This window comes from Actinocrispum wychmicini, from assembly GCF_004345645.1.
Classification (GTDB): Bacteria; Actinomycetota; Actinomycetes; order Mycobacteriales; family Pseudonocardiaceae; genus Kibdelosporangium; species Kibdelosporangium wychmicini.
Genome location: NZ_SLWS01000013.1, coordinates 256109 through 276638, shown reverse-complemented (window position 1 = coordinate 276638; position 20530 = coordinate 256109). Strand labels below are relative to the sequence as shown.

The 20530-nt window shown below is 67.6% G+C and carries 15 protein-coding genes; 3 read left to right on the top strand and 12 right to left on the bottom strand.

Translation table 11 applies throughout. The features are described from left to right. Positions 1 to 8: 8 nt before the first annotated feature. The 5 genes from EV192_RS44675 to EV192_RS44650 all read right to left on the bottom strand — a co-directional run bounded on the left by EV192_RS44675 (position 9) and on the right by EV192_RS44650 (position 8075). Positions 9 to 800: a crotonase/enoyl-CoA hydratase family protein gene (locus tag EV192_RS44675; RefSeq protein ID WP_132124819.1), complete on the bottom strand. Its 792-nt coding sequence runs from the start codon at positions 798 to 800 to the stop codon at positions 9 to 11. 8 nt (positions 801 to 808) lie between these two features. Then, positions 809 to 1918, bottom strand: a complete 1110-nt coding sequence (locus tag EV192_RS44670) for a serpin family protein (RefSeq protein WP_132124818.1) — start codon at positions 1916 to 1918, stop codon at positions 809 to 811. Between the two features lie 860 nt (positions 1919 to 2778). Beyond that, positions 2779 to 4020, bottom strand: coding sequence for a deoxyguanosinetriphosphate triphosphohydrolase (locus tag EV192_RS44660; RefSeq protein WP_132124817.1), 1242 nt, complete (start codon positions 4018 to 4020; stop codon positions 2779 to 2781). Beyond that, positions 4017 to 4664, bottom strand: a complete 648-nt coding sequence (locus EV192_RS44655) for a YdcF family protein (protein WP_132124816.1) — start codon at positions 4662 to 4664, stop codon at positions 4017 to 4019. The genes EV192_RS44660 and EV192_RS44655 overlap by 4 nt, the downstream gene beginning before the upstream one ends. A gap of 519 nt (positions 4665 to 5183) precedes the next feature. Then, positions 5184 to 8075, bottom strand: coding sequence for an ATP-binding protein (locus EV192_RS44650; RefSeq protein WP_165960931.1), 2892 nt, complete (start codon positions 8073 to 8075; stop codon positions 5184 to 5186). A gap of 399 nt (positions 8076 to 8474) precedes the next feature. Between EV192_RS44650 and EV192_RS44645 the strand changes: the two genes are divergently transcribed. Continuing rightward, on the top strand, positions 8475 to 9623 hold the full coding sequence (locus tag EV192_RS44645; RefSeq protein ID WP_132124814.1) for a nucleotide sugar dehydrogenase: 1149 nt from the start codon (positions 8475 to 8477) through the stop codon (positions 9621 to 9623). Then, a complete protein-coding gene (locus EV192_RS44640) occupies positions 9616 to 10830 on the top strand; it encodes a hypothetical protein (protein WP_132124813.1) in 1215 nt (404 codons plus the stop codon). The genes EV192_RS44645 and EV192_RS44640 overlap by 8 nt, the downstream gene beginning before the upstream one ends. On the opposite strand, the gene EV192_RS54355 is transcribed toward EV192_RS44640, so the two are convergent. The 6 genes from EV192_RS54355 to EV192_RS44615 form a co-directional block, all read right to left on the bottom strand. After that, positions 10814 to 10984 carry a hypothetical protein gene (locus tag EV192_RS54355; RefSeq protein WP_165960930.1) on the bottom strand — a complete coding sequence of 57 codons (171 nt, stop codon included), beginning with the start codon at positions 10982 to 10984 and terminating at the stop codon, positions 10814 to 10816. The two genes, EV192_RS44640 and EV192_RS54355, sit on opposite strands and share 17 nt — an antisense overlap. Before the next feature lie 30 nt (positions 10985 to 11014). Next, positions 11015 to 13117, bottom strand: a complete 2103-nt coding sequence (locus tag EV192_RS44635) for a tetratricopeptide repeat protein (protein ID WP_132124812.1) — start codon at positions 13115 to 13117, stop codon at positions 11015 to 11017. A 186-nt stretch (positions 13118 to 13303) separates the two neighbouring features. After that, complete coding sequence (locus tag EV192_RS44630) at positions 13304 to 13909, bottom strand: response regulator transcription factor (RefSeq protein ID WP_132124811.1); 606 nt, start codon at positions 13907 to 13909, stop codon at positions 13304 to 13306. After that, positions 13906 to 15012 carry a sensor histidine kinase gene (locus EV192_RS44625; RefSeq protein WP_243727470.1) on the bottom strand — a complete coding sequence of 369 codons (1107 nt, stop codon included), beginning with the start codon at positions 15010 to 15012 and terminating at the stop codon, positions 13906 to 13908. The genes EV192_RS44630 and EV192_RS44625 overlap by 4 nt, the downstream gene beginning before the upstream one ends. 20 nt (positions 15013 to 15032) lie before the next feature. After that, a complete protein-coding gene (locus tag EV192_RS44620) occupies positions 15033 to 15758 on the bottom strand; it encodes an ABC transporter permease (RefSeq protein ID WP_132124810.1) in 726 nt (241 codons plus the stop codon). Then, complete coding sequence (locus EV192_RS44615; RefSeq protein ID WP_243727469.1) at positions 15758 to 16657, bottom strand: ABC transporter ATP-binding protein; 900 nt, start codon at positions 16655 to 16657, stop codon at positions 15758 to 15760. The genes EV192_RS44620 and EV192_RS44615 overlap by 1 nt, the downstream gene beginning before the upstream one ends. A gap of 211 nt (positions 16658 to 16868) precedes the next feature. On the opposite strand from EV192_RS44615, the gene EV192_RS44610 reads away from it, so the two are divergent. After that, entirely contained in the window at positions 16869 to 17804 is a 936-nt protein-coding gene (locus tag EV192_RS44610; RefSeq protein ID WP_132124808.1) for a hypothetical protein, read from the top strand. A gap of 1275 nt (positions 17805 to 19079) precedes the next feature. Here EV192_RS44610 and EV192_RS44605 read toward each other — a convergent pair. Beyond that, complete coding sequence (locus EV192_RS44605) at positions 19080 to 20465, bottom strand: glycine--tRNA ligase (protein ID WP_132124807.1); 1386 nt, start codon at positions 20463 to 20465, stop codon at positions 19080 to 19082. Positions 20466 to 20530: the final 65 nt, after the last annotated feature.

Here is a 20530-nt window from a genome sequence, read left to right as displayed (position 1 = left end):
TCGCGTGGTCACCCCTCCAGACGAGACGGCTCCTCGGAATGTGACAGCCCATGCCGGCCAGCCCCGGCCGTGAACCGGGCGGCGCCGTCCAACGCGCCACCGGCCAGCGAAGTGAAGCCATGCTCCAGTTCGTTGGCCAACGCCGCGTCCTCGTCCATCCCCCACTGCTCCAGCAACGAAAGCCGGTCCTGCCGCAGACAGGTCTGCGGCAGGCCGACCAGGGCCAGGGCGAGTGCCTCGGCTGCCGCGCGTTCCTCGCCGGCCGGCACCACGCGGTTCACCAGGCCCATCTCGTACGCCTCGGTCGCGTCGACAGCCCGCCCGGTCAGGACCATGTCCATGGCTCGGCTCTGCCCGATCAGCCTGGGCAGCCGGAACGTGCCACCGTCGATCAACGGCACACCCCACCGCCGGCAGAACACGCCGAAGACAGCGTCCTGCGCGGCCACCCGCAGGTCACACCAGATGGCCAACTCAAGTCCACCGGCCACGGCGTATCCCGAGACGGCGGCGACCACGGGCTTGCTGAGGCGCATCCGAGTCGGGCCCATCGGCCCGTCGCCGTCGTGCGCTGCCTGGTTTCCGCGTTCGGTACCGATGGCCTTGAGGTCCGCACCGGCACAGAACGTGCCGCCCTCGCCCCACAGCACGGCCACCGCCGCGTCTTCGGCGGCGTCGAACTCGCGGAACGCGTCGGCGAGGGCTCTGGCGGTCGGGCCGTCGACGGCGTTGCGCGCCTCCGGCCGGGACAGCACGACCGTCCACACCGGACCTGAACGTTCTACGCGTACGGTTGGCATACCGCAGCTTAGGACGGATCAGCCACCCTGCCGGAGAAATAGATCACACCTGTCCGGGTGTGCCGGATCACCACCAGGAACGGCCGGTCCACGGTGACCTCCACCGGCCGCTGCGGACTGAACGACAACAACCGCATCATCACCGCGGTCGCCGCCGCGCCCTCGAATCCCTGCTCGTCCATCTTGAGCACGGTTTCGTGCAGAACAGCCTGAACAGCGAGAGGAGCGGCACTGATGCCCGGGAACTCGGCGTCATTGGTGAACATCGTCGCGACACCGAGCCGTTGGAGCACGTCGGTCAGCGGCGCCTGAAGCTTGAGAGACAGCTTCGGCAGCCGAAGGTTCACCGGATGCCGACCCGGTGCCGCCAGCAACCTGCCCAACGTGTCCGCGTCGACGTCTGGCAACTTCCCGTCCGGCAGCAGGACAAAGGCATCGACCTGGCCGACCGTGTGGATCCGCACCGCCTGCCACCCCGGAACCTTGGCGTAGCCAAAGTTCTCCCGCTCGCCGCGCACGAACATGGTCGGCACCTGCTTGGTGCCCGTGGGAGTGTGGAAGTCGCGGGGTCGTGTGGCCGTCTCGTCGAACTTCCCGAGCCAGGCCACCTTCAGGTACAGCGCGTTGACCAGGGCGGCAACCGTGTCCGGACAGATCGCACCATCCGGAAGCAGTTCGGGGATGAGGTCGTGCGTGGTCCGTGCGACATCCTTGTTGATCAGATCCCGCGCGCCATCCGGATCCTGCTGGAACGGCGCGGACCGAACCGCCCCACTCGGCATGTCGGTCAACGCCTCGGCGAACTCCGGCCGGACCGGGATGATCTCGTCGGCCCAGAACGTGTTGGACACCGCGATCTCCGGCTGCTCACCGCTGGAACCCGCCCGTACCACATCCTCGGCCGCACCCAACACCCGAATCAGGTCCTCAACCTGCGCACCCTTGTCCCCCAACAACAAAGCGACCAGCTCGTCTCTGGTCGCGCCCGCGGCACCACGAGCCGCCAACGCGAGCGCACTCGCCACCGAGAACGGGGACCAGACCACGTTCCCACTCCCCGCAAGCCTGTCCTGCAGGGCGACAGTGAACTGAAGATGAGCACGCTCGATAGCGGTCACTCCCTCGGGTCTCGCAACGTGATCATCTGGGACGGCTGCGGGTCCGGTTTGGTGCCGCGCCCGATCGGACCGTTCGGCCTGGGACGACGAGGCTCACGGACACCCGCGGAGCCGCCGGCCTCACCAGGACGGCGACCGGAACCCACCCCTGCGGGAACCCGGCGACGGAACAACCGCCGAAGCAGGCGCGAAAGAGGATTGGCCATACCCCGAGTGTGCCACCAGTCACTCCCCAGGCGAGTTCACCAGGAGCGAACACCCCGTTCCGGACTCCGATCTGTGCCTCATCGCCTGAGTCACGCCGCCCGGTGTCACGGCCTTGCTGGGCATTTCGGCAGGCTGGCCACGCTGCACCGGGGCGCACGAATGAGACAGTGCGCGGGTCACTCAGGGGATGTCGGTCCGGTCGGGCCGCGGTGGCGGTGGCGGTGGCGGTGGCGGTGGCGGTGGCGGTGGCGGTGGCGGTGGCGGTGGCGGTGGCGGTCGGGGATATCGCTCTGTGCCTAGCCAGTCAAGCGCGCCCACTAGCTATCGCAAAGGCGACCCCGGGCAGCCGGGCAGCCGGGCAGCCGGGCAGCCGGGCAGCCGGGCAGCCGGGCAGCCGGGCAGCCGGGCAGCCGGGCAGCCGGGCAGCCGGGCAGCCGGAGGATGATAAGTCTCCACGACGACGTCTGGTTTTGCCCGGTGTGGTGGGTTTATGTGGCTGTGGCGGCGTGTGGCTGTAGCCGATGCGCCGCCCATGAATATTGCGGTCTATCGCTGCCCCACCGTCGTGGGTCCTGGAGACAGCGGCCACTTGCGAAGCAGCGGCCATATCGCGGCTCGGCTCGGTCCTGAGCCGATGCCGCTGTGCTGTGCTGTCAGTGTGCGAAGGCTCCGTGCCAGGCCACGGCTTGGGCGTCGGTCAGGGATGCCACTTGGTCGATCAGGACGCGGTGTCGCTCGCTGTCGTTGGCGGCTGTGCGCCATGCGGACTGGAATGCGGGTTCCAGGGCTTCGGGAGCGTGCTGTTCCAAGGACTTCAGCAGCTGGGTCAGCAGTTCTCGTTGCCGCTCCTGCATGGCCAGCCGTGCTGGGTCGCTCATGACGTACCGCAACGCCAACGACTTCAGCAGTGCGACCTCGACCGCGGCTTGTCTGGGTATCACAAGGTCCGCGGCGTACCTGGTGAGGTCGCCGTCGCCGTACACCCGTCTGGTCTCGCTGACGGCGGCCGACGCGAACCGGCCGACCAGCTCGCTGGTCAGGCGTTTCAAGGTGACCTGGGCGCCCAGCGAACCGTCGTACCCCACCGCGGCGGCGACCGCGGACAGGTCCAACAAGTGCGCTGCCGCAGCCTCCAGCTCCGACAACGGCTCGGCCGAGAAGTGCGCAGCCGCCAGCTCCGCGATGGCCGACCGCTCCTCCGCGTCAGCGAGCACACCGAGGGCGATCCGGCCGGCGCGGACGCCGTCCTCCACGTCGTGCACGGAGTAGGCCACGTCGTCGGACCAGTCCATCACCTGGGCCTCCAGGCAGCACCGCCGCTCCGGCGCACCCTCGCGGATCCAGCCGAACACCGCCTGGTCGTCGGCGTACACCCCGAACTTGCGCCGACCCTCGATCCGCGGCCACGGGTACTTCACGGTCGCGTCCAGCACCGCCCTGGTCAGGTTCAGGCCCGCGGCCGGCTCCTTGGGCTCCAGCCGGGTCAGTATTCGTAATGTCTGTGCGTTTCCCTCAAAGCCTCCATGTTCCCGCGCCGCCATGTCGAGCGCGCTTTCTCCGTTATGTCCGAATGGTGGGTGACCGATGTCGTGGGCCAGCCCGGCGGTGTCCACCACGTCCGGGTCACATCCGAGTTCCTCGGCGATCTCCCGGCCGATCTGGGCGACCTCCAACGAGTGAGTGAGCCGTGTCCGAGGCACCCCGTACACCTCGGTGCCCTCACCCGGGCCGACAACCTGCGTCTTGCCGGCCAGCCGGCGTAACGCCGCCGAATGCAGCACGCGCGCCCGGTCCCGGGAGAACGGGCTCCGCCGCGACGGCGCCGCCCCCGGTAACACACCGCCCTTCGCCGGCTCGTCATACAACCTGGCGGTGTCGTGCGCGGTGTACTTCACCCGAGATCCACACCGATGTCGTCTGCCGGAGCGTCGAAGACGCGGTAGTACAACAGCGCCGCGGTCTCCCGGAAGATGTACTTGATCTGGATCTCACGGGTCTGCACGACCGGCCCGGTGTGCGTCGGCGACGTCCACACCGACAGCCCCGCGTTCCGTGCCATCGTCCGCGCACGTAAGGAATGCCACGGGTCGCTCACGATCACCGCGGAGTTCCACCCACGTTGCGCCGCCAGCCGCGCCACGGCCTGGATGGTGCCTAAGGTGTCGTTGCCCTCGCCGACCGGGATCACGCTCTCTCTGGGCACACCGTGCGAGGTCAGCCACTTCACGCCGGCATCGGCCTCGGTGTACCGGTCCCCTGTCTTCCGGCCGCCCCCGGTGATGATGTAGCTCGCCACCCCGGTGTCGAACAGGTTCTTGGCGTGCTCGAGCCGTGCCTCCAGGATCGACGACGGACGGCCCGCGTACTGCGCCGCGCCCAGCACCACCACCGCGTCCGCCTTGGTCCGGTCGTCCTGCCGGGCCTCCTGCCACACCCGGAACGCCGTCCCGCCCACGACCAACGCGAACATCAGGACGAAGCCGATCAGGCCACGCCTGATCCAGCGCTTCGTCCCGACGGATCGGGTGGGGATGGTCATGGTCGCATCATGGCAGACCCCACCGACAGTTTCGGGTGAGGTCGACCGACCTCGGCCCTCGCACGGGGGCCGAACGGTAGGCCTTTGCCCTGGCCAGGGCGCCAAGACGGACGTCGGCAAAGAAAAGTAGTGGGCGGAAAGCCGCCCACCTGACCTGCAGTTCTACAAGAAATTCTGTGAGTCCGTGGACACCGAGACAGCTCCAGCCTCCGTTGTCGTCGGCGGAGCCAAGAAGTTTTGCGACGCCACGAACGTCAGGCCACCGGCAATCGCGGCTGCGACCAGGAGCCTTACCAGAACAGTCCGCATGTTTACCAAGGTCTCTCTACGAGTCTCGATACTGGTTCGAACGAGAAGATCGTCGAGAGTGTGCCAGATCAGACTACCCCCCATCTACACGGGGTGGGTATCACTGTATCGAGCGAGGGATCCGTCACCTCGCCACCGGGTGACGAAATCACTCGAAAGTGTGAGAGCAAAACATAGGTTCATCCACCATTCGAGTGAGGGAAGCGTTATCTATCGTGTCAAACCGGTTATCGGACGCTCATGTAGCGAGTCGGTCCGTTCTTGTGGAATGTCCGGAACCGCCACCTCGACCTCGGCCAATCGCCGACGTATCCGCTGAGCGACAGCCGATTCACCCACCGTGTCCGCGATGGCCAGAGCGAGCATCCACGTCTCCACCGCCTCGACGTGCCTGGCCTGGCGATAGACGGCCTCCGCGATCGTCCGGAGCGCACCTGCCTGGTCCGCGTCCCGGCGAGCGGCCCGGAAGAACGTCAACGCCTGACGGGCGCTCCGCTCGGCGGACTGGTACTCCTTCAGCGCGAAGTGAATGTCCGCCATCGCCTGGTGGATCTGGCCCACCTGGGCGGCCTCGTTGTTCCCCAGGATCTCCAGCGCCCTGGTCAAATACCCTCGTGCCTCGGTGTATTCGCCGCACTCGAGATGGATCATGCCGAGTTCGCCGAGGACACATCCCCTTGTGTGGACATCGCCGATCCGGTCGGCGTTCGACAGCGCGTCCCGACAGAATGACGCGGCGGCGTCGAGGTTCCCGGCCCGGCGATATGCCTCAGCGAGTCGGAACATGGCGATTGTCTCCACGTCTTTGACGTTCTCCAACCGTTGCAGGGCGGTCAGCGCCCGCAAACCGAATTCAATTCCCCGAGCCGTTTCTCCCCGTTCCACAAAGACTCGACTCATGTAATAGTCGGTGATCGCGACCCCGCGAGGATCGTCAATTCGCTCGAAGATCACCCGCGCGGCGAAGACATGCTCCATGGCGGAGTCGAAGTCGCGTCGCCCCAACCGGACGAAGGCCAGGTTGCCGTGCCAACTCGCCTCGTCGAACGCGTTGCCGACCGCCTGGGCGGACCGGATCGCCATCCGCAGCGCGGCAGCCACGTCGTCGCTGTATCCCAGCCGTACGAACACCTCGCCGATGACACTGGGCAACTTCGACACATAGGTGTGCAGCCCTCGCGTGGCCGAACGTTGCAGCACCGCGTTGATGTTCGCCCGCTCACGGACGGCCCATTTCAACGCCTTGTCCTCGTCGGCGAACTCCACCGGGAGAACTTGCGCGACCAGCGGCGGAAGGTCCACTCCGCGCTGTTGTGGGAACACGATCCGGTCCACATTGTTGGCGCTGTACAAGTAGAAGCACGCCAACCGCTCCTCCGCGGCGAACTGCTCGTCGGACCGCTCGACCAGTTCCCGCGCGTACAGTCGCAGCAGGTCGTGCATCCGGTAGCGGTCGCGGGATTCGGGCTGGGTCAACAGATGCACGTCGACGAGCGCGTCCAGGCACCACTTCGTCTCCGCGCGATCCTGGCCGAGCAGCGCGCTCGCGGCCGCCACGTTGATGTCCGAGCCGGCATTCGCGCCGAACAACCGGAAAAGCCGCTGCTCGGCCGAGTTCAAGGCGCGATAGGACTGTTCCAGAGCGGCTCGGACGCTGCCGCCTGGACCGTCCCGGTGGTCACCGAGGCTCAGCGGTTCGCTCCGCATCTCCTCGACGAAGTCAGCCAGTGCCACGCGGGGGCGGCTGTGCGTGTGTTCGACGATGATCTTCAGCGCCAAGGCGATGCCGCCGCACAACGCCACCAGGTCGCTGGCGGCCGTGGGCTCGGCGTCGGCCCGGGATCCCAGCCATTTCGCCAGCCAGGACTTGCCTTCGGCATACGTCAACGGCGGCAGGAGAATCCCGACGGCTCCCGTGCGGGCCAGCCCACGCAGCCTGTGCCGGCTGGTGAGGATCACCGCGCAGTTCGACAGGCACTCAAGCAACGTACGCACGTGCTCCGAGTCACGGGCGTTGTCAAGCACGACAAGGGCGCGCGCACCGCTGAGCAGGCTGCGGAGTTTCGCCATCCGGCCCGCGAGCGACGGTATCCGGTCGGCGGGGAAGCCCAGTGCGGTAAGGAATTCCACCACTACTTCACTCTGGTTGACCGGTTCACCTTCGCCGAAGCCGTTGAGATCACAGTAGAGCTGTCCGCCTTCGAACCGGCTCGCCGCCATGTGCGCCCAGTGCAGGGCGACCGCCGTCTTGCCGACTCCTGGTTGTCCGGAAAGGACGACGACGGTCGGTGCCGGCGAGCCGTCCGCGTTCGACGTGACAGTGTCGAGATGTCGCAGCACGTCCTCCCGGCCGGTGAAGTCGGCGATGTCCCTCGGCAGCAGATGAGGTGTCTCAACGGTCGGCTTCGGGGAACTGACCACGACCGGCTTGGGGGTGCGGCTGCGGGTGGACAACTCGTCGTGGAACCTGCGCAGCGCGTCGCCTTCGTCCGGGTTTCGTTCGGACATCATTCGCCGGTACTGGGAACGGAAGAATTCCACCGCGTCCTCGAATCGGTGCACGGCGTGCAACGCGGACAGCCGGTGTTTGACCATGGCCAGGCTGGTCCGTATCTCCAGCCGGAGATCGGCGATCCGACGCAGCACCTCCTCGTGCTCGTTGAGCGCGGACAGGCTGTGGAGCAACGCGTTGTGTGCCGGGATGAGGTGTTCCGACTCCGCCATCTGGCGCCAGTTCGCCGCCCGTTCACCGATCAGATCAGGTAGTGGCGTCCCGCGCCACAACACGTCCACCGCGGCGGCGAGTATCCGGGCGGCGCTCGTGTGATCGCCGTGTCGGGTGGCGGACCTCGCCTTGTCGGCGCAGTTGCGGAATTCGTGGAAATCGATCTCCTCCCGATCGACTTCCAGCAGGTACGTCCGGTTGCGGAGGTGAATCCTCGGCGGATCGGCCATCCGGCTCAGTCCCGCCGTGATCCGCTTCCGATAGGTGACCAGCGCCCCGGCGGGATTCTCCGGCGCGGTCCCGTCCGGCCACATCCAGCCGATCAGCTCGTCGACTCCGACCGGCTGGCCGGCGCGGAGCAACAGCACCGAGAACATTCCGCGCGGTTTCGCGTGCGCCCAATCTTCGACAAAACGATCAGCAACACGTACGGCGGACGGACCCAATATCCTGAAATTGATCTCCACCAGCGCGTCCCCTCGCTGGCCGGCGAACTTCGGACAATTGTCCATTCTGCCCACGCCCACCAGGGGCTCACCAGCGCGCCGGCCGATCCGAAATACCGTCGTTACCTGACATCGGGCTGACCCCCTGGCTGACCCGGATTTGTCCCTCTTCGGTTCCGGGGACAAATCCGCGCGCCTTTGCGGCCGACGATCAGGATCGCGACCAGCGGGTTCCTCGAATTGTCTTGATCGTGTCAGCCGATCGTCCCACGTCCGCCCCGAGCCTGGTGCCTGCCGGGAGGTTCCCGGCACGTGTCGAGGAGGTTCGAAATGGATCCTGACGTTGTCGTCGTGGGCCTGGGGTACACCGGCCTGCCCATGGCAGTCGCGGCCGCACGCCACGGACTCACCGTGGTCGGCGTGGACCACAGCCCGGCCAGGGTCGCGGAGCTCGTCGCGGTGCGGCCAGGCGCCGGGCGCACCACCGTCCCGGAGAACGAGCTCGCGTCCTTGCTGACGGGCCCGTTGTCGGTTCGGACGGGGTCGGTTCCAGCGGCCAAGGTGCACCTGCTGTGCGTGCCAAGCAGAGATCTTCTCAGTGCCGTCGACCTGGTGTCCGCGGTGGCGCGAAAGGGCGACCTGGTGATCGTGCAGAGCACCTGTCCGCCAGGCATGGTGGACGAGGTCGTTCTGCCGCGGATCACCGCCGACGTACACGTCGCGCATTCGCCGGTTCGCATCAACCCGGGCAAGGAGCCGGTGGTGGACGTCCCCCGCGTGGTCGCCAGCCCGTCACCGGAGGGGCTCGCGGCGGCGATCCGGTTCCTCCGGAGCGTCGGGCAGGCCGTGGTGCCGGTCGGCTCGATCCGGGTCGCCGAGCTGACCAAGGTCTTCGAGAACACGTTCCGCCTGGTCAACATCTCGCTCGCGAACGAGCTGGCGACGGTCTGCGATCGGTCCAATGTAGACGTACGGGAGGTGCTGGCGGCCGCGGGCACGAAGCCGTACGGCTACCTTCGGCACGAACCCGGGCCCGGCGCCGGCGGCGACTGTGTCCCGGTGTGCGCGGAGTTCTTCGCCGCTGCCGCCCGCCGACACGGCTTCGCGGCGTCGACCGTGGAGGCCGCGATCGCGGTGAACGACTCGATGCCCACCAGCATCGCCCGCCGTCTGACCTGCAACGGCCGTGTTCTCGTCGCCGGCGTGGCCTACAAGCCGGGCGTCGGTGACGTGCGCAGGTCCGCGGCTGTACGGATTCTGGACGAGCTGCGCGCACGCACCGAGGTCTCGTATCACGATCCGCACGTTCCTCGGCTGGCCCTGCCGGACGGCACTGTGCTGTACAGCCAGCCGGTGCGCCCCGGCCGCGCGGACATGGTTCTGCTCGTCACGAAACACGAAGACATGGATGTCACCGGCTTCGAGGCGCCGGTCGTCGACTGCTCGGCCGGGTCCATTGTGGAGGACCGGCATGGCTGAGCGGTGGCTGCGTGGGCCGATCGGCCTGGACGCCGAGCTTCGCGTCACCCGCGCGGGCTGCAAGACCGTCCTGGTCGTGATCCCGACGATGGCGGCCGGCACCCGGCTGCGCGATCTGCTTCCGTTGGTCAGCGGTGACCATCGCGTCCAGACGATGTTCACCGTCGTGGACTCGGCCGACGACGGCACGGCTGAGTTCGCGGCGGCCGGTGGCGGCCTGGTACTTCCGTGGCGCCAGGCCGTCAGTCATCGGTTCGACTTGGTGCTCGCGGCCAGCCCGGTCGGACTTGAGCAGGTACGCGGCCAGATTCTCGTGGTCCCACACGGCGTCGGCAGCCTGATGTCCCGACTGCGGAGTCGGCGGGCGGGCCCGAGCGGCCTGCCGTTCGCCGGCCTCGCCCGCGAGACGTTGACCCATCGAGGCAGGCTGATCCCCGCGACGCTGGCGTTGACCCACGACGTCGAAATGCGCGCGCTTCGCCGCTCCTGCCCGGAAGCGCTGCCGGTGGCCGTGGTCGCCGGTGACATCTGCTACGACCGGATGGCCGCAAGCGTTTCCCTGCGCGACGAGTACCGCCGCGCGCTCGGCGTCTCGGACCAAGAACGGCTGGTCACGGTGAGCTCGACCTGGTCATCGGAGTCCATGTTCGGTCAGCACTCCGAGCTGTGCCAGCGCCTGCTGGCGGAGTCCACCGGAACGAACCAGCGGGTGGCGCTGGTCCTGCATCCGTCGGCATGGGCGGCGCACGGCCGTTGGCAGGTGACTGCGTGGTTGTCGGACTGTGTCGCGAACGGGCTGCTGCTGATCCCGCCGGAGGAAGGCTGGCGGGCCACCATGATCGCGAGCGACCACGTCATCGGCGACCACGGGTCCACCACCCAGTACGCCGCCGCCCTCGGCAAGCGCGTCACTCTCGGCACATTCCCGAGCGACAACATCCGGTGCGGAAGTGTCGCCGACCGGCTCGCCAAGGTTGCCCCCGTGCTCGACCTGGACCGCGATCTCCTACCGCAACTCGACAACGCGAAGCCGCGCGGTCGCCACTTCGCCAAGTTCGTCACGTCCCGGCCTGGGCAGACGGCGGCGATCCTCCGCAGCGCCATGTACCGGCTGCTGCGTCTCCCCGAACCCGCGGCGCCCGCTCAGGTGCTGCCGGTCCCGTCTCCTGAGCCGGTGCGGCCATGTCGCCTCAACTGGCCGACGTGATCATCCACGCGGACGAACCGACCGTGGTGGCGGCGGCCGACCTAGCCATCGCCACCTTGGCCGAGCTGACCGGGTGTGTCGTCGTCGCGGTCGGTGTGGCGGGCCAGGGCGTGCTGCTGGCCGCCCGGCCGGACCAGCGGATGTTCGTCCCCACCAACGACATCGTCCGCGTCGCCGTCGCGGCCTACGTCTCGCTCGTGGACGGAGGTGACTTGCGTTCTAGTCGTTTGGCGACGTCCGCCGCCTTCGGGTCGCCACTGGCCGAGTACGTACTCATGGCCGTCGACCAGTTCGACCGCGCTTCAGCGACGTCGCCACGGGCCCAGGCGACGTCCCCCAGCGCGACCTCAACCCCGGCGACGTAGTGGGCGGAACCCAGTTCACGGGCGATCTCCAGGGCTTCGGTCAACGGCGACACGGCCTCGTCGAGCTTGTCGAGACGCAGATACAGGGCGCCGAGACTGTTCAACGCGTGCCCACGTTGGACGCGGTCGAGCGACGCCATGGCGTCGGCCGCTTCCCGCAAGGCGACAATGGCCTCGTCATAGCGGTGCAGGCGGACAAGCACCTCACCGATCCTGCGTTGGGTCTGGGCAGCGGCTCGTTCGGTGCCGATCCGTAGTCGGATCTGTCTGACCTCCGTCAGGTGTTCGAGGGCGCCTGTCAGGTCACCTGTGCCTCCGACAGCTCCGGCCAACTCGCCAAGCACGACCGCCTTGATCGCCTCGTCGTGCAACTCGTCGGCAAGGCGCAACGCGAGGTGACACTCGTGGATCGCCTCGTCGTAACGACGTAGGTTCGTCAACGCCGAGGCGAGTTGAGCGCGCAACTGTGCCTCGGCATTGGCGTCCCCACAACGGATCGCCGCGGGAATGCCGAGCGCGTGTACCTTCAGCGAGTCGTCATAGTTCCTGACGTACAGGTAGAACCCCCACAACGCCTCGCAGAACTCCCAGGTCAGCTCGTCCCAGCCGTACTCGTGCGCGGACTGGACGGCGAGCATGATGTTGCGGCGTTCGCTGGTCAGCCAGTCCAACGCGTCCGCCTGCGAGGTGAAGCCCGCGTCGGGCCGCGCGCGGAACCGTGGTCCCACCCGCCGCCGAGTCGGGCGGAGTACAAGATCGGCGGCGACCGACTGGTTCAGATACCACTCGATCATCCGCTGCACGGCGGGTTCCCGTTCGTCCCCGCGCACCTGCTGGCGGGCGTGCACCAGCAACAGGTCGTGATAGCGGAACCGGCGGTCGGCGATCTCCTTGATCAGGTTCCGGTCCACCAGGTCGGCCAACGAGTCCTCGATGTCGTCGGACGTGTCCCCGACCGCGGCGGCGGCCACGTCCAGCCCGAACACCGAACCGGGGTGCAACGCGCAGATCCGGTACGTCCGCTGCTCGAGGATCGGCAACTCGGCGTAGGACACGTCGAAGATCGCTGCCACGGACGACTCGTCGACCGTGAGCGTGGCGAGCCGGTCGGCGCCGCGCAGGCTCTGCAGTTCCCTGGACACCGAGCGGTGCGGATACGCCGACAACCGTGCCCCGACCACGGACAACGCGATCGGCATGCCACCGCACAGCCTCGCGAGCTCCTCCGCCTGACCGGGTTCGTCGGTGAACCGTTCGGCGCCGACAATGGTGTCGAGCATTCGCATCGAGTCGTCCACGGACATGGGATCGAGCTCGATGAACCGGGCGCCGTTGAGCCGCAGCCCGGCCAGCCGCCACCGGCTGGTGACCGCGACAACACTGCGGCTCGTGGCCGGCAGCAGCGGCCTGACCTGCGCGGCGGAGTACGCGTTGTCGAGCAGCACGGCGACCGCGCGATCCGCCGTCAGCGAGCGGTACGTCGCCTCCCGCTGTGCCAGTCCCTGCGGCATGGTCGTGGCGGGCACGCCCAGCGCGAGCAGGAACCACTCCAGCACCTGCTCGGGCTCGACCGGCCCGGTCGGCGCGAACGCGCCGAGATCGACATACAGCTGACCATCCGGAAACCTGTCCCGCGCGTCATGCAGCCAGCGAAGCGCGAGCGTTGTCTTCCCAACCCCGCCGGCACCACTGACGACCACGAGCAACGGTCCGTCCGGCTCGGTGTCCAGCCACTGCCGCAGCTGGGCCAGTTCATCGTCCCTGCTGGTGAACGACGGTGACGGCGCGGGCAGCTGGGATGGAACGGTGTGGCGAGGGGTCGCCTGATGGATCGTCACGTGTCCGACGGACCCCGCCTGCACCACCGACCCCTGCACGACACCCGAGAAAGCATTGGAAGGCGGTCTCTCGCCTTTCGTCATGAAGGTGAACCTCCCCGAACCGACTTCACCCGACCATTCTCATATGCGGCCGGGCGCCCGGGAGCCCATTCAGACGAGATTTAATTCACCAGCTTGATGGCGTTGCAACGTCGCATTCTGGAAGCTTCCACTATCGATTGGACGAATACGTAACCGGTCAATCGAGCCAGTTGGAAATACGTTTCGTCACAGCCAGCCACGCTCCTCCGCCAGGCGGGCAGCCTCAGCCCGGGTTCGGGCACCCGTCTTACCGATCGCCGACGACAGGTGGTTGCGAACCGTCCCCTCGGAAAGGTGCAGGGACCGGGCGATGTCGGCGATGGTGCCGCCGTCGCTGGACTCGGCCAGGACCTCGCGTTCCCGGATGGTCAACGGACTCTGGCCGGTGGCCAGTGACTCCGCCGCCAACGACGGATCCACGACGCGAAGCCCCGCGTGCACGCGGCGGACCGCCTCGACGAGCTGCTCCGGAGGCGCGTCCTTGACGACGAAGCCAGCGGCGCCAGCGGCGAGCGCGCGGCTGAGGTATCCGGGGCGGCCGAAGGTCGTGCACATGACGACCTTGCAGCCAGGCAGGGCCGTCCTGAGTTCGGCCGCGGCGGTCAGGCCGTCCTTGCCAGGCATCTGGACGTCCAGCAGCGCCACATCCGGCCTGGTGCGTTGCGCGGCCGGGACCACGTCCTCACCGGTGCCGACCTCGGCCACCACCTCCATGTCGGCTTCGAGGCCGAGCATGGCCGCGAGCGCGCCACGTACCAGGGTCTGGTCGTCGGCCAGCAGGATCCTGATCATGACGCCGACACCTCGGCCCGCAACACGAACCCGCCTTCCCCGCCGCGTGCGGCCGTCAGCCGGCCACCGACCTTGGCCAACCGCTCCCGCAGCCCAGACAACCCGTTCCCGCTGTCCACAGTAGACTTACTGGTGCCGTTGTCGGTGATCTCGATCCACGACTGGCCGAGCCGGATCCAACATCGGCTGGCGCCGCTGTGCCTGATCACGTTCGTCACGCCTTCCCGCAGCACGTAACCGAACGGTTCCTGCAGCTCGCCGGGAACGTCGTCGACGGCCTGCGGCAGCTCGGCGGAGATCCCGGCCGCCGTCAGCGCGGCCTTGGCACCGGCGATCTCCGCGGGCAACGACACCTTCCGGTATCCCGACACGGTCGCCCTGATCTCGGTCAGCGCCAGACGGGACAACCGCTCGACATCGTGGACCTGCTCCAGCGCGCGCTCGACGTCTCCCGAGCTCTCCAGGATCCGGCGCGTCAGACCGGCCTTGACGGTGATCGTGGTGAGGCTGTGGCCGAGCACATCGTGCAGGTCACGGGCGACCCTGGCGCGTTCCTCGGCCACCGCCAGCATCTTGATCTCCTCACGGGCCAGCGCCAGCTCGTCGGTCTGCCGGGCGAAGCCGCGGACCGAGAGCATGGCGACGGTCATCACGATCAGGACCAGACCGCCCCGCCAGTCCGGCGCGCCGTGCGCGATGTTCGTGGCCATCAACTCGGCGAGAGTGGCGGCCACACCGTAGACAGTGCCGGCGACCGGCGGCAGCAGCAGGAGCGCCGTGACGATCGCATACGTCAGGTACGTGAGATCCGACGCGTTCATCATCGACGCGATGGCGACCGGGCAGACCGTCAGCACCAGGACCAGCAGCACCCGGGACACGCGGGACACGCGCAGGCCCTGCCAGATCGCGAACAGGTAGGTCGCCGCGTAGACGACCACACAGATCACGACACCGGCACTGACCCATCCCGAGTGCAGGCGGAACGCGTCCACGACGGCCTCGGCCAGGAAGAACAGGAAAGCGCCGGGAATCAGCACGACAGCCAGCGGACGCCGGTACGAGAACTGCGGCTCAGGCCAGCTCCGGAACGACTCAGTCACGTCCATAACGTACGGCCCCGTCACCTACGCGCGCTGTCCTGCCGGTAGCGCCGGACGACCAGCACACCGAACACCACGGTCCATCCGAGCAGTACGAGCACCGCGGTCGACAGGTGTTCCCTGCTCGACCCGATGGCGGTGCTGCCGATCTGGTTCATCCAGTACGTCGGCAGGATCCGGGCGATAGTGCCGAAGACGCTCGGCAGCGCGTCAAGAGGCACCCACAAGCCACCGAACATGGCCAGGACCAGCATGAGCACACCGGTGATGGCTTGCATGCTGTCCGCCGTGCCGTACTGGCCAAGCAGCAGCCCCAGCAGCACCATCGGGATCACAGCCAGCCATACGCCGACAGTCACCTGCGCCCATTGACCGGCGTTGAGATGGACGCCTTCGCCGATGGCTCCGATGAGTGGCACAAGGACGACCGCGGGCACCGCGACGATCATCCCGACGACGCCCTTGCCGCCCAGGTAGCCGCCGCCGGTGAGTGGCGTCAGCCGCAACTGCCGTTGCCAGCCGGCGTCCCGTTCGATGGCGACCCGCGCCCCGGCGAACAGGGCGGCGGCGAACGCCCCCCAGGTCGTCATGTTGATCATCAGCGCGGTTCGCTGGTCGGTGTTGTTGTTGCCGTAGACCCCGGCGAGGAAGATGAACATCAAGATCGGCAGGGCCACGGTGAAGATCAGGAACCGGCCGGCGCGGACCGCCCGCTTGATCTCCAGGACCAGGTATCCGAGGCTCATCAGGAGTTCTCCTTCGCGGTCAGCGCGAGGAAGGCCTCTTCCAGGCCGGCCGCGCTGATTTCGATGTCATGGACGTGCGGGTGGGCGTTCAGCAGCGCCCGCAACGTGCGGTCGGAGTCGGCGCACACCAACTCGACCCGCTCGGCGCGGCGGGCGACGTCGATCACCCCGGGCAACTGCGTGAGCTGCTCGACCGGGACGTCCGGCAGCACCGCGCTGATCGTGCGGCCGGAGGCCATCGCGCGGACCTTCGCCACGCTGTCGTCCGCGACGATCTGCCCTTGGCGCATCAGGACGACGCGGTCGGCGAACTCCTCGGCCTCGTCGAGGTAATGGGTGGCGAACAGGACGGTACGGCCGGCGTCGGTGAACTCCCGCATCGAGGCCCAGAACTCGCGCCGGGTGCCGACGTCCATGGCCGCGGTCGGCTCGTCCAGGACGAGCAGGTCCGGATTGGACACCAGCGCGACCGCGAACCGGACGCGTTGCTTCTGCCCGCCGGAGAGCTTGTTGCAGCGGCGGTCGGCGAACTCCTCCACGCCGGCCCGCCGCATCGCCTCGCTCACTGTCATCGGCGCGCGGTGCAAAGAGGCGATCATGGCGACGGTCTCCCCAACCGTCGCATCGTCCAGCAGCGTGCCGTTCTGCAGCATCGCGCCGATCGACCCCTCGGCGACCGCGCGACTCGGCTCGTTGCCGAACACCCGGATCTCGCCCACGTCCGGTTTGCTCAGGCCGATCAGCATGTCGACCGTGGTGGACTTGCCGGCGCCGTTCGGCCCCAGCAGGGCGACGACCTCGCCGGGCGCGATCATCAGGTCGATCCCGTCAACGGCCTTCACATCGCCATAGTGCTTGCGTAGTCCCGCGACATAGACCGCGGCTCCGAGTTCCTTCACGCTTCGTACTCTGCGGCATCCACGGGGATCCCGCGCAGGTCGAGCGTCACGACCTGACCCATGACATCTGTCGTGGGCCCCATACACCACGGCACCGACAAACCCCGGCCAACGACCCCGCACAACGGCCAAGTTATCCCCATGTCCCGAGTTATCCACAGATGACCCCAACCCCCTGGCGCCCCACCCACCACACCGGAACGCTGAACCCATGACGAACCGACGACTCATCGACCTGACCGCACTGTCCACTGTGTTCCCCCACGAGGTCGCCCCAGCGGCCGCGCTGGTCCACCTCGGCCTGCCAGCCGCCACCATCAAGGGAAACTGTGCGCCCAGCGGCCCTTGGCAGCGGCTGTACCCGGGGGTGGTCCAGCTCACGAACACCGCTCCCACCCGACGGCAGAAAGTGCAGGGTGCGCTCCTCTACATCGGCGGCTCGATAGTGACCGGGCCGGACGCCCTCGCGCTGCACGGAGTCCGAATGTCCACAGTGAACGAAAGGATTCATCTGCTGGTACCACGGAACCACCGCGTCCGCGGTATCACGACGATCCGGGTGGAGCGAACCCCGACACCGCCCAGACCCATGATGAGACAGGGGCTGCTCGTCGCCCCGCTCGCCCGTGCCGCGATGGACACGGCGCGGCGGATGACCGCATACCAGGAGGTGTTCACATTGTTCAAGGAAGTCGTGTTCCAGCACGGTGTTCGGCTCGACGAGCTGCACAACGAACTGGTAGTGGGCGGCGGACGGGCACCATTGCCCAAACGGGCGTTGCACGAGATCGGCGTGCGTATCCATGCCGACGTCACAAGATCCGCGCAGTTGCTCGTTCAGCGAGCCGGCCTGCCGCCGCCTCAGTGGGACGTGCCCGTGGCCGACCCGGCGGGCAATCCACTCGGGACGGTCACCGGCACGTGGGAGGACATCGGCCTGGCGTGGGACGTGCACAGTTTCGACTTCGACCCCTTGCCGGCCAGCTACCCGACCGCGCTGAAACGGGGTTCACTGCTGGCCGCCCAGGGTCTGCGAGTAGTGCACACCGCGGCCACCCAGATCCGAGCGAGCCCGGACACAGTGATCGACGACCTGCGAGCCGCACACCGCCAAGCCAGCCCGGAGTTGGCCGTATGCGGAACCTAGGGTCTGGTTGTCCAGGACGCGCACCAAGGTGGAAGCCGTCTACGGATCGCCCAGGGTTCGGTGTGCGGCCTCGCGATCGTCGATGGCCAGCGGTGGACGCGTCCACCGCACGCCTTGCCTGAGCCACAAAGCCCTCCGTAGATCAGGACCCCGCCGCTTTGCGTGATGGATCGTCCGGGATCACGGCTTTCTGAACGTCCTGCGCGAACACCCCAGCACTACGGCCCATCTCAACGCCTTGCGCGGGGGATTGCCGGGGTCACGGGCCGCCGAACATCCCACACAAGGCGGGCCCAGCACCGTAGCCCCACCAGACATCCGGCACGAAGCCCGGTCCAGCACCACAACCTCAACAGATAACCCGCGCAATGCCCGGCCCAGCACCACAACCCACCAGACAGCCCGCACTTAGGCAGGCCCAGCGCTACAGCCCCGCCAGATACCCGGCGCAAAGCCCCGCCCAGCACCACAGCCCCGCCGGACACCCGGCACAGAGGCCTACCCAAGATCACAACCCGCACAAGGCCCTGCCCAAGACCACCACCCCGCTGGGCACCTCACTCAAGGCTTGTCCAGCACCACGGGCCCCGCTGGGCACCTCACTCAAGGCTTACCCAGCACCACGGGCCCCGCTGAGCACCTCACACAAGGCCTACCCAGCACCACGGCTTCGCCGGACACCCCGCGCGAAGGCTTGCCCAAGACCACATCCAGCCGGACACCCCGCGCGAACACCCACCCCACTACTACAACCCGCCAGATACCCACGCGAACACCGATCCAGGACCACAAGCCCGTCAAACTCCCCGCGAGCCTTGCCCAGTAACACAGCCAGTGCCGCCCTGGCCGAGGCTGCCGAGCAATCGGTTGGCCCTGGTCGCCGTCATTGACGAGGTGTTCGAGCGGGATGGCTTCACCGCCGATGCCATACCCAGGCCGATTCTGGCCACCGAGCCGACCGACGAGGCACCAGGGCCGCGCTGGCCCAGGTGACGCACCGCCGCGCCGAGGACGCGGATCCCTCAGCGGTCATCGAAGCCGACGCGAACCGTCGGGCCTCGAGACCCGTACTTGCCCAACTGACCTGGAGGTCGCCCATCAACCGCCGTCATAGTCCACTTTGTCGCCACCCGTGCCACGTACGGCAGGCGACAGACCACAGCCATTGCCCGTGATCCAGACCCTTGGCTTGCGACGATCACGAAGGTCGTTACGCAAGCGGAGCTGAACGCCAGTTGTCAGCGCGTTCCCGAGGCGGCCGCTTTCCCTAGTGGGTCAGCAGCCTGGGAGCTGGGCGGACAGGTAGGCCTCCAGCTTGTCGATGGAGATCCGCTCCTGGGTCATGCTGTCCCGCTCGCGAACGGTCACTGCCTGGTCGTTCAGGGAGTCGAAGTCGACCGTCACACAGAAAGGAGTGCCGATCTCGTCCTGACGGCGGTACCGGCGGCCGATCGCGCCGGCGTCGTCGAAGTCCGTGTTCCAGTTGCGACGCAGCTGCGCGGCCACGTCCCTTGCCTTCGGGGACAGCTCCGCGTTGCGGGAAAGGGGAAGAACAGCGACCTTCACCGGTGCGAGCCTGCGGTCCAGGCGCAGCACCACGCGCTTGTCCACACCACCCTTGGCGTTCGGCGCCTCGTCCTCGTAGTAGGCGTCGAGCATGAACGCCATCATCGACCGGCCAACGCCGGCAGCCGGCTCGATGACGTACGGGCGGTAGCGGGAGTCCGTGGTCTGGTCGAAGTACGACAGGTCCACACCCGACTGGTTGGAGTGCGTGGTCAGGTCGAAGTCGGTGCGGTTGGCGATGCCCTCCAGCTCGCCCCACTCGCCACCGGCCAGGCCGTAGCGGTACTCGATGTCCACAGTCCGCTTCGAGTAGTGCGAGAGCTTCTCCTGTGGGTGCTCGTACACCCGGAGGTTGTCCGGGCTGATGCCCAGGTCCGTGTACCAGGCCAAGCGCAGGTCGATCCATGTCTGGTGCCACTGCTCGTCGGTGCCGGGCTCGACGAAGAACTCCATCTCCATCTGCTCGAACTCGCGGGTTCGGAAGATGAAGTTGCCCGGGGTGATCTCGTTGCGGAACGACTTGCCGATCTGGCCGATGCCGAACGGCGGCTTACGACGGGAGGTGGTCTGCACGTTGAGGAAGTTGACGAAGATGCCCTGAGCGGTCTCCGGCCGCAGGTACACCATGCCCTCCTCGGTCTCGACCGGGCCGAGGTGGGTCTTGAGCATCATGTTGAAGGCGCGTGGTGCGGTGTACTGGCCGCGGGTGCCACAGTTCGGGCACGGCACGTCGGACAGGTCGCCCTCGTCCGTGGGCTTGCCCGAGCGCTCCTGGTACTCGTCGGCGAGCTGGTCGGCGCGGAACCGCTTGTGGCAGCTCAGGCACTCCACCAGCGGGTCGGTGAAGACCTTCTCGTGGCCGGAGGCCACCCACACCTCGCGGGGCAGGATGACCGACGAGTCGAGGCCGACCACGTCGTCCCGGCCCTGGACGACGGCCTTCCACCACTGCCGCTTGATGTTGTCCTTCAACTCGACACCCAGCGGACCGTAGTCCCAGGCCGACCGCGTGCCACCGTAGATCTCACCGGACGGGTAGACGAAGCCACGACGCTTGCACAGGCTGACGACGGTATCGATCCGATCGGCGGGCACGAACACTCCATACAGGTACGCGGGGAACAGCTCGGGGAGATGTCAGCGTAGCCGCCGGTCACCGT

What these genes read in the sequence shown, in the direction of transcription:
- EV192_RS44655 (WP_132124816.1), bottom strand. Translation starts at nt 4,664, where the DNA reads ATGACCATCCCCACCCGATCCGTCGGGACGAAGCGCTGGATCAGGCGT.
- EV192_RS44645 (WP_132124814.1), top strand. Translation starts at nt 8,475, where the DNA reads ATGGATCCTGACGTTGTCGTCGTGGGCCTGGGGTACACCGGCCTGCCC.
- EV192_RS44610 (WP_132124808.1), top strand. Translation starts at nt 16,869, where the DNA reads ATGACGAACCGACGACTCATCGACCTGACCGCACTGTCCACTGTGTTC.
- EV192_RS44650 (WP_165960931.1), bottom strand. Translation starts at nt 8,075, where the DNA reads ATGTTCTCGGTGCTGTTGCTCCGCGCCGGCCAGCCGGTCGGAGTCGAC.
- EV192_RS44630 (WP_132124811.1), bottom strand. Translation starts at nt 13,909, where the DNA reads ATGATCAGGATCCTGCTGGCCGACGACCAGACCCTGGTACGTGGCGCG.
- EV192_RS44675 (WP_132124819.1), bottom strand. Translation starts at nt 800, where the DNA reads ATGCCAACCGTACGCGTAGAACGTTCAGGTCCGGTGTGGACGGTCGTG.
- EV192_RS44640 (WP_132124813.1), top strand. Translation starts at nt 9,616, where the DNA reads ATGGCTGAGCGGTGGCTGCGTGGGCCGATCGGCCTGGACGCCGAGCTT.
- EV192_RS44620 (WP_132124810.1), bottom strand. Translation starts at nt 15,758, where the DNA reads ATGAGCCTCGGATACCTGGTCCTGGAGATCAAGCGGGCGGTCCGCGCC.
- EV192_RS44635 (WP_132124812.1), bottom strand. Translation starts at nt 13,117, where the DNA reads ATGACGAAAGGCGAGAGACCGCCTTCCAATGCTTTCTCGGGTGTCGTG.